Origin of the sequence: Xylanimonas protaetiae, from assembly GCF_004135385.1 — a bacterium.
Lineage (GTDB): Bacteria > Actinomycetota > Actinomycetes > Actinomycetales > Cellulomonadaceae > Xylanimonas > Xylanimonas protaetiae.
This window is the reverse complement of sequence record NZ_CP035493.1, coordinates 1,729,598-1,738,386: the sequence shown is the minus strand read 5'-3', so window position 1 is coordinate 1,738,386 and position 8,789 is coordinate 1,729,598. Positions and strand designations below refer to the sequence as shown.

Genomic DNA, 8,789 nt, shown 5'->3' with positions numbered 1-8,789 from the left:
GGCGGCGTCGACGGCGCCCGCCCCGGTCAGGGCGCGCGGGCGGGTCGGCCCGGACCGCGCCGCGGGCCGGGGGCACCGGTCGTCGTCGTGCCGCTGACGCCGCGCACGCGCCGCGACGCGCGCGTCGTGCCGCGGGCAGCGCTCCCGGCGCTCGTCCCGGTACCCGTCTCCGTACCCGTCTCCATGGTCGTGGGAGTGCTCATGCGTCGGCCAGCCGTCGCATCGCCAGGGGCAGCTCGCCGAGGCTGCCGAGCGTGAGGACGGTCAGCTCCGCGATGCTGTGCTTGCTCATCACGGCGCCCGGCACGCACTGCAGGGCCATGACCGAGACGTCCTGCGGCAGCCGGGCGGACGCGGCGCGCAGCTCCGCCGGCGGGACGCCGCTGCCGACGACGAACGCGACGACGGAGGCGTCGGCGACGGTCGCCGCGGCGACGCGGGCGACGTCGGCCAGCCGCGCCTTCGACGGCGAGAGCTCCACGCGGGCGAGGTCGTCGAGCAGGCGCGTGCGGTGGTCGCCCCGCAGCGAGCCGCTGTTGACGAGCACGGTCACGCCGCGGTCCTCCTTGATGGCCTGGAGGCCGAGCGAGCCGCAGACGCTCACCGCGAGCTCGAACTCCTCGCCGTCGGCGTAGTCGGCCGTGCGCGTCGAGAGCATCACCGCGAGGTGCGAGCGGCGGGTCTCCTCGAACTGGCGGACCATGAGCTGGCCCGTGCGGGCCGTCGTCTTCCAGTGGATGTGGCGGCGGTCGTCGCCCGGGACGTAGTCGCGCAGGGCGTGGAACGAGACGTCGGAGCTCGAGATGTCCTGCGTCGCACGCCCTTCGAGGTCCTTGAGGAAGCCCGTCGACGAGCCGGCGAGGCTCTTGACCACCGGGTGCACGAAGAGCTCCTGCGGCTGCGACCACGTCACGGCGCGGCGCAGCAGGCCGAGCGGGTCGGCACGCACCGAGCGGACCGGGCCGACCACGATGACCGAGCGGCGGCGCGTGGGGATCGTGAAGACCTCCTCGTGCTCGGCGCCGGGCCGCAGGCGCGGCACGGGGAACGCCGCGGAGCCCAGCCCCACGGGCACCTCCATGACCGACGGCAGCAGCGCCCGCGCCGAGGCGTTGCCCACGACGAGCCGCCCGACGGCGCGGTCCCCCACGGTGACCCGCCGCGTCGCGAGGCCGAGGTCGACCGTGTACCGGAACGTGCCGAGCACGAACACGACGGCCGCGGCGAGGCTCGCGGTGAGCAGCACCGCGACGACCAGCACCTCCAGCCACGAGTACGCGAGCCCCGCGGCCCACGCCGCGAGCGCGACGACGACGGCGGCGACGCCGTACGGGCTGACGACCGCGCCGACCGGCTCCCACCCGCGGCGCGCCGCCGCGGCGAGGACGCCTCCGGCCCGCCTGGCCGACCGCGCCGGCGCGGCGGCCCGTCCGAGCACGCGCGCGAACGGCGCCGGCAGCGCGCGGCGTCCCGTCCGCAGACGCGACGCCCGGACCCCCTCGCTCATACGCGGGCCTTCTCCTGGGGCGCGGCCACCGTCGAGACGATGCGACCGAGCACGGCGTCGGCGGTCGCGCCGGCGAACTCGGCCTCGGGGTCGAGCGTGAAGCGGTGCGCCCACACGGGGTGCACGAGCTCCTTGACGTCGTCCGGGAGCACGTAGTGGCGCCCGTGCGCGGCCGCCCACACCTTCGCGCAGCGCACGAGCGCGAGCGCGCCGCGCACGGAGACACCGACACGGACCTCGGGCGCCTCGCGCGTCTCCTCCGCGAGCTGCGAGACGTACTCGAGCACGGCGGTGTCGACGTACGTGGACGCCGCGAGGTCGGCCATCTCGGCGAGGGCCTGCGTCGTGACGATCGGCGTGAGCGCCGTGGAGCGGTCGCGCACGGCGGAGCCCGAGAGGATCTCGACGGTCGACGCCCGGTCGGGGTAGCCCACCGACGTCTTCATCAGGAACCGGTCGAGCTGCGCCTCCGGCAGGCGGTAGGTGCCGGCCTGCTCGATGGGGTTCTGCGTGGCGATGACCATGAACGGGCGGCCCACGGAGTGGGGCACGCCGTCGACCGTGACGCGGCCCTCCTCCATGACCTCCAGCAGCGCCGACTGCGTCTTCGGCGAGGCGCGGTTGATCTCGTCGGCCAGCACGATCGACGCGAACACGGGGCCCTGGTGGAAGTCGAAGCGGCCGGTCTTCTGGTCGTAGATCGTCACGCCCGTGACGTCGGAGGGCAGCAGGTCCGGCGTGAACTGGATGCGCGTGTTCGTGCCCTGGACGCTCGCCGCCATGGCGCGCGCCAGCGACGTCTTGCCCGTGCCGGGGGCGTCCTCGAGCAGCAGGTGCCCCTCGGCGAGCATGCAGGTGAACGCGAGACGCACCACGTCGGCCTTGCCGAGCAGCGCTTGGCCGACGTTGCCGACGAGGCGGTCGAAGGTCTGCGCGAACCAGGTGGCCTGCTCCGCGGTCATGGTCGTGCTCATCTGTGCGTCCTCCGGGGTCGTGGTCATGGTCACCAGCGCAGGCGGTTCGAGGAGATGGAGTTCTGGGTGCCGTCGAACTTGCGGACGACGACCCAGTAGTCCTCGTTGCCCGACAGCCCCATGCAGGGCGTGAAGCTGACCGCACCGCTCGCGTTCGTCGTCTCCCCGGCGTTGTAGCCGGACCAGGCCGGTTCGAACTGACGTGAGTCCGCGTTCATCCCGGGCGGCACGGCGGAGTCCCAGTGCTCGGTGGTCCAGCAGCCCCAGTAGACGGTGGCGTTCGGCTGCGCGTTCGACACGTGCACGGTGATGTCCCAGCAGGTCCCCGTGCCCGGCCGGAAGCAGTTCCGGTTCGCGTCCTGGCTGCCGCCCCGCGTGATCGACACCTGCATGTCGTTCGGGTTCGGGTCGGTCTTGCCGGTCACGTAGCCCGACCACGGTCCCGGACCGGCGTCGTTGACCGCGCGCACGCGCACCTTGAACGTCTGGTCGTACCCGGTGCCGACGTCGAGCGAGCCGCCGACGCCGCCCGACGAGACCGCGCCGTTGACGTCCCACTCGTACGAGCGGAGCGTCGAGCCGCCGTCGCTCGACGGGGCGGACGTGGTGAACCGGCCCGTCGTGGTCCCGGTCCGCCCGTAGGCGAGGCCCGGTGCCGTCGGGGTCGTGTACGGCGTGACCGCGGTCGGTGTCGCCGTCCACGCCGTGCTGCAGATGTTGTCGTTGCAGGCCACGACCTCGAACGTGTACGCCGTGCCGTTCGTCAGGCCGGTCCACACGAAGGAGGTGTCCGAGGCGTTCCGGGTCGCGGTCGTGCCCGCGACCCGCACCTTGTAGTACCCGCCGGTGCCGTGGAACGCGGCTGCGCTCAGCCCGGGCCAGCTCACGGTCGCCTGGCCCGACGTCGAGCCCGCGACGATCTTCGCGCTCGCGCCGGCCACCTTGTCGGGCGTGCCGTACGCGGGCACGGCCGCCGAGCGGGGCGAGGCCGGCGACGTCCCCGCCTTGTTCGTGGCGGTCACGGTGAAGGTGTAGCTCTTGAGGTCCTGGAGGCCGGTGAACGTGTAGGTCGTCGCCGTGCCCAGCACGGCGCCCGAGGTGCCGACGGCGGGCGTCTGGGCGGCGACGGTGCTCCCGTCGTAGGCGGTCACCTGGTAGCCCTTGATCGCGTCCCCGTTGGTCGCGGGCGCGACCCACGTGACCTTGACCTGCCCGCCGAGCGACGTGTTCGCGTTGGTCGCCGTCGGCGTCGCCGGGGCGGCCGGCGGGGCGGCCGGCACCATGGGCGCCGACTCCGCGCTCCACTCGGACGGGTCGGGCGCCGCGTTCTTGGCCCGGACCCGCACGGTGTAGCCCGTGCCGTTCTCCAGCCCGGTCCACGTGGTCGACGTCCCCGTGACGCACGGCTTCTGCACCGCGCCGGACGCCGGGGCGGGCGAGATCTCCAGGTCCACGCACTGGATGGCCGACCGGTCCGTGTACGTCTTGTTGACCCACGTGATGGTCAGGCTCTTGTCGCCGAAGGCGAGCACGGGCGGCGCCGGGGCGTCGGGCGCCTCGTCGGGGCGCGCCTCGGCCGAGGCGGGCGACGAGCTCGACGTGCCGACGTCGTTCGTCGCCGTCACGGTGAACGTGTAGGTCACGTCGTTGGTGAGCCCATCGATGGTGCACGTGGTCGCGGCGCACTCGCGCGTGTCGCCCTTGCTGCTCGTCAGGGTGTAGCCGGTGATGGGCGACCCGTTGTCGACGGGCGGCTCCCAGGAGAGCACCACGGTCTTCGAGCGCACCTCCTCGACGACGGGCGCGCGCGGCGCCTCGGGGCGGCCGAGCACCGTGAGCTGGACGCGGCCCTCGACCTCGCGGTCGGGGTCCTTCGTCGCGTCCTGCACGCGGTAGCGCACCACCATGCGGCCGACGAAGTCCTGGTCGGGCGTGACGACCACCTTGTCGCCCTCGGTCCGCACGGTCCCGACGCCGGTCTCGACGGCGGCAGACAGGAGCGTCAGGTCCTTGCCCGGGAACGGGTTGGCGTCGTTGGCGAGCACGGGGACCGTGACGGCCTTGCCCTGGTGGGCGTCGTCGACGGTGTCGTCGTTCGCGACGACGAGCGGGCGCGTGGACGCCACGACCGTGACGCCCACCTGGGCGTCGACGGGTGCCGTGACGCCGTCGGAGATGCGCACGGGCACCTGGAGCTGGCTGCCCTTGGGCAGGGCCACGTCGGCCTGCGCGGTCACGCGCGTGCCCGCGACCGTCGTCGTCAGGCCGTCCACGGCCCCGGTGACCTCGACGGACAGCGGGTCGCCGTCGGGGTCGGACGCGAACCGGGCGACGTCGACCGTCGCCTCCTCCCCGGGGGCGACCTCGATGACCGGCCGCCCCGTGAGCACGGGCGGCAGGTTGGCGGGGGCCACGACCGTCATGGGGACGGTCAGCACGGCCCGGCGCCCGTCGACGTCGTCGGCGCTCGTGCCGTCGGTGACCTCGAGGTTGAGCGTGGCCGGGCCCACGTGATCCGCGGGCGGGGTGTAGGTCAGGTGCGTCGCGTCCTGGACCTGGACGGCGCCAGGGACGGCCTTGACCTCGTTCTCGTCGACGAGGCGCGCGGTGCGCCCGGCCGCGACGACGACGACGTCCGCGAGGTCGAGCGGCAGGTCCTTGCCCTGCTCGACGCGCAGGTCGAGGCCGTCGCGCAGGCGCGGGGCGACGCCGTCGCGCGGCACCCGGACGAACGCACGCGCGGTCAGCCCGTCGGCGTCGGTCACGGTGTAGGTGAGCACCTGCGAGCGCGGGGTCAGCGGCACGACGAGGGCACCGGCGTCCGTGACGTGGACGCCCGCGGCCTTCGCGGCGTCGTCGACCGTGACCGTCAGGTCCTCGGCGGTGCCGTCCGGGTCGGCGTCGTTCGCCAGGACGTCGACCGTCACCTCGGCGCCCGTGACGTCCGTGCTCGTCACGACGTCGTCGTGCGCGACGGGGGCGAGCAGCGGCGCCTCGGGGTCGACGTCCACGGTCACGGCGCCCGTCGCGCGGGCCGCGAAGGTGTCCTCGACGCCGTAGAACATCGTGTGGACCCCGGCGTCTCCGGGCACCTTGACGACGAGCCTGCCGTCGACCACCTGGGGGTCGAGCTCCGAGCCGCCCTCGACGGACCCGGGCACGAGGCCGACGCGGTCGCCGTCGGGGTCCGAGTCGTTGGCCACGGCGTCGATCGCGACCGTGCGGCCCGGCCGCACGCGCACGGCGTCGTCGACGGCCACGGGCGGCTGGTTCGTCCCGGACGGCCGCGCGATGCCGACGCGCACCGTGCCGATCGCCGTCGCGCCGCGCGTGTCGACGGCGCGGTACGTGAAGGTGTCGACGCCGGCGGCCGTCGCGTCGGCGGTGTACTCGACGAGGCCGTCGACGACGGTCGCCGTGCCCAGGCTCGCCGTCGAGGCGATCTGGTCGACGGTCACGAGGTCGCCGTCGGGGTCGGAGCCCTCGAGCGGCGGGGTGATCCGCACGGTGCCGCCGGCGATGACGCGCGCGGTGGCGTCGGGCAGCAGCGGGGCCGCGTTCTCCTCGCCGCCGAGGACCCGGACCGTGACCTGGGCCGCGTCCTTCTGCCCGTTGGGGTCGACGACCTCGTAGACGAGGTGGGCCGTGCCCGCGGTGGCGGCCGCCTTGAAGCGCACGGTGTCCTGCGCGACGAACGCCTCGCCCAGCTCCTCCTCCGGCTGCTCGACGAGCTCGGGGGCGAGCGCGAGCTCCAGGCCGTCCGGGTGGGTGTCGTTGGCCAGCACGCGGGCCGTGACGACGTCGCCCGTGTGCACGGTGACCTCGTCCGGCTGGGCGTCCGGCGGCCGCAGGCGGTCGGGCTCGGGGATGGGGACGACGCGCAGCTCACCCGTGGCGACGCGCTCGCCGTTGGAGACGGTGTACGTCACGGTGACCGGGCCGGTCAGGCGCCGCGTCTCGGTCACGCGCAGCACCTGGTGGGCCAGCACGGCGACCGTGATCCCGGCGTCGGGCGGCACCTGGACGCTCTGGACCACGAGCACGCCGCCCGCGGGGTCGGTGTCGTTGGCCAGCACGTCGACGAGCGCCCGGCCGCCCGCGGGCAGCAGCACCTGGTCGCCGACGGCGACCGGGTCGCCGCCCGCGCCCGGCGGGGCGACGACGTCGACGCGCACCAGCCCCGTCGACGCCGACGGGCCGTCGCTGACCTGGTAGGTCAGGCCGTACGAGCCCGGCTCCGGGCTGACGAACCGGAACGTGCCCGTCGCGTAGTTCGGCGTGACGGTCGCGGGCGCCTGCTCCGCCACGGAGACCAGGCGCAGCGGGTCGCCGTTGGGGTCGGTGTCGTTGAGCAGCGGCTCGACGGTGACGGCCTGGCCGGCCAGCACGGTGACGTGGTCCTGGCCCGGCACGGGCGGCACCTGCTCGGCGACGACGTCGACCAGCAGCCTGCCCTGCACGGTGAGGCCGCGGTCGTCGGAGACCGTGACGTCGACGATCTTGCGGCCCGTCGCGCCGCCGCCGTCGCGCAGCGTCACGGTGCCGTCGGGGCGGAACCGCACCTCGTCGGCGGCGTCTCCCGTCGTCGCGCTGTCGAGCACGATCGAGTCGCCGTCGGGGTCGCGGAAGTACGGCAGCACGTCGATCGTGGCGGTGCCGCCGCGGCCGACCGTGAGCACGGGCTCGCCCGTCTGCACCGGCGGGTCGTTCTCCTGCGGTGGCACGACGCGCAGCTGCACGGTGCTCTGCGCGGTGCCGCCCGCGCGCCCGTCGGAGACGGTGTAGCCGAACGACACGACCCCCGCCGCGTCGGCGGGCACCTGCGCCTGGAGCGCCGCGCCGCCCAGCACCGGCACCACGGGCACCGCGTCCGGGGCCTGGTCCACCGTGGCGGTGATGACGTCGCCGTCGGGGTCGGAGTCGTTGCGCAGCACGTCGAGCACGGTCGAGCGGCCCGCGCGGACCCCGAGGTCGTCGGGGTTGGCGACCGGCGGACGGTTGGGCTGGGACCGGTCCGCGACGAGCTGGTCCACCAGCTCGGGCGTCGTCTGGTCCGACTCGGACTCCTCGCCCTCCGCGTCCTTCGGCGTCGTCTGGTCCCAGTCGTCGACCAGCTCGTAGTCCGACGCCGCCATCCACAGGGTGCCGGCGGCGAGGTCGTTGAGCACGATCGCGTGCCGGTTGACGCGGTAGGCGAGGCGGGAGTCGGCCCCGAGGCCGTCGAGCCGCTTGTCGACGTCGTCGCCGCTGCCCTCGCAGTCGCGCAGCACCTGGCCGGTCTGCGACCAGGCGCCGTACGAGCAGCCGTCGAGGCGCACGGGGGCCGCGGGCAGGCCGCTCGCCCGGCGCACCTGCGGGTCGCCGCCGCCGGCCGGCGCCGAGACGAGCCCCGACGGCGTCGCGACGAGGACGACATCGTCGTCGAGGGACGGCTGCTGGAGCTGCGCCTCGGCGGCGTCGTCGATCGTGACGGTCGTGCCGCCCGGCAGCAGCAGCGTGCCGGCGGTGCGGTCGAGCACGACGGCCCGGTCCCCCGCGGCCGAGACCTGGAGGTCGTGGCCCGCGGCGGCGTCCAGCCCCGACCGCTCGGGCTCGCGCGGCGTGCCCGTCGACGTGGTCGGGACGCGGTAGAGCGCGCCGTCGTCGCCCGGGACGGCGACGAGCACGGTGCCCGCGCGGGACACCGCGAGGGCGGTGGCGCCGTCGGCGTCGAGCACAGGGTCGAGCTCGTCGGCGTCGAAGCTCGCCGCGGAGGCGAACGGGAGCACCCACAGCTTGCCGTCGTCGCGGTCGAGGATCGCCACGGTCTCGCCGCCGGCCACGACGAGCGCGTGCTCGGGCGCCACGATCGCCGGGCCGAGGGCCAGGTGCACGGGGTCGACCGACGACGCCGACGCCGTGCTCGGCTCGAGCATGAGCACCTGCTGCGCGTCCTGCTGGAGCTCGAACGTCGAGGAGCTCGCCAGCAGGGTGCCGTCGAGGGCCTGCGACTGGGTGTTGAAGCGGCCGAGGAGGCCCGCGGAGGCGTTGCTGACCCACACGCCCGAGTCGTTGAGCTCCACCTCGGCCTGGGCCTCGCCGTCCCAGAGCACGGCAGCAGCTACCAGCCCGGCCACGGCGACGGCGAGCGCCGTCGACGCCGCCACCGTCTTGCGAGCCCCGGTCCCTGCACCCGGCGTTGCCATGCGCCCCCCTGTTGGCGCGGGGCGATCGTCCCCGCGGCACGCCACAGGGTAGCCGGGGCACCGGATATGTCCGAACTGCCTGGTAGAACGCTCGAAATGCGGACAGCGCGGGCAGAGACCGGG

Annotated in this window: 3 protein-coding genes; all 3 read right to left on the bottom strand. The window is 74.7% G+C overall.

The window, feature by feature from the left end; genetic code table 11:
- Positions 1-199: 199 nt before the first annotated feature.
- The 3 genes from ET471_RS07825 to ET471_RS07815 are packed head-to-tail and all read right to left on the bottom strand — an operon-like array spanning position 200 to position 8,666.
- Entirely contained in the window at positions 200-1,507 is a 1,308-nt protein-coding gene (locus ET471_RS07825; protein ID WP_129187445.1) for a DUF58 domain-containing protein, read from the bottom strand.
- Complete coding sequence (locus tag ET471_RS07820) at positions 1,504-2,481, bottom strand: AAA family ATPase (protein WP_165350444.1); 978 nt, start codon at positions 2,479-2,481, stop codon at positions 1,504-1,506. Before ET471_RS07820 ends, ET471_RS07825 begins: the two co-directional genes overlap by 4 nt.
- A gap of 29 nt (positions 2,482-2,510) precedes the next feature.
- Complete coding sequence (locus ET471_RS07815) at positions 2,511-8,666, bottom strand: fibronectin type III domain-containing protein (RefSeq protein ID WP_129187443.1); 6,156 nt, start codon at positions 8,664-8,666, stop codon at positions 2,511-2,513.
- Positions 8,667-8,789: the final 123 nt, after the last annotated feature.

Excerpts from the sequence above, each read along its gene's own strand:
- ET471_RS07825 (WP_129187445.1), bottom strand. The coding sequence starts at position 1,507 with ATGAGCGAGGGGGTCCGGGCGTCGCGTCTGCGGACGGGACGCCGCGCG.
- ET471_RS07820 (WP_165350444.1), bottom strand. The coding sequence starts at position 2,481 with ATGAGCACGACCATGACCGCGGAGCAGGCCACCTGGTTCGCGCAGACC.
- ET471_RS07815 (WP_129187443.1), bottom strand. The coding sequence starts at position 8,666 with ATGGCAACGCCGGGTGCAGGGACCGGGGCTCGCAAGACGGTGGCGGCG.